The organism is Vibrio sp. 378 (assembly GCF_033339435.1).
In genome coordinates, this window is record NZ_JAWOUO010000793.1 from 1 (window position 1) to 605 (window position 605).

Genomic DNA, 605 nt, shown 5'->3' on the forward strand with positions numbered 1-605 from the left:
ATGAGGTACTAATGGCAAATATCGTATTTATTGCAACCAGTCTGGACGGTTACATCGCAGATAAACAAGGCAAACTCGACTGGCTACAATCCGTACCAAATCCAGACAGCATTGATACTGGCTTCGTCCCACTAATGGAGCGTATAGATGGCTTGGTAATGGGTCGTAATACATTAGATGTCGTACTGAGTTTTGGTTGCAATTGGCCGTATAGCAAGCCCGTGTTCGTACTCAGCAATACCATGACAGAAGTTCCACAAGGCTACGAAGACAAAGTCTTTTTAGTAAAAGGCGATCTAAAAGATGTACTTGCTGACCTAAATACAAAAGGCTTTAACGAGCTTTACATCGACGGCGGCGTGACGATTCAAAACTTCCTCAAAGAAGATCTTATCGATGAAATGGTGATCACTCGCTTCCCTATCCTACTCGGCGGCGGCGCACCTTTGTTTGGTGATTTGGAACAACCACTCAATTTTAAAGTGATCAAGAGCGAAGTGGTGCTAGGCACCTTAGTTCAAACGACTTACGTGCGTGTAAGGTAATCTACCTAGGTATTTTGAATAAAAGAAAAACGCCCTTCCTAGAGATAGGAGGGGCGTTTT

The 605-nt window shown here is 43.6% G+C and carries 1 protein-coding gene; it reads left to right on the forward strand.

Annotated elements, in window-relative coordinates; all coding sequences use genetic code 11:
- Positions 1-11: 11 nt before the first annotated feature.
- The gene (locus R7Q48_RS28880; protein WP_318133780.1) at positions 12-545 is read left to right on the forward strand and encodes a dihydrofolate reductase family protein; all 534 of its coding nucleotides are present in this window, start codon (positions 12-14) and stop codon (positions 543-545) included.
- Positions 546-605 lie beyond the last annotated feature (60 nt).

Excerpts from the sequence above, each read along its gene's own strand:
- R7Q48_RS28880 (WP_318133780.1), top strand. The coding sequence starts at position 12 with ATGGCAAATATCGTATTTATTGCAACCAGTCTGGACGGTTACATCGCA.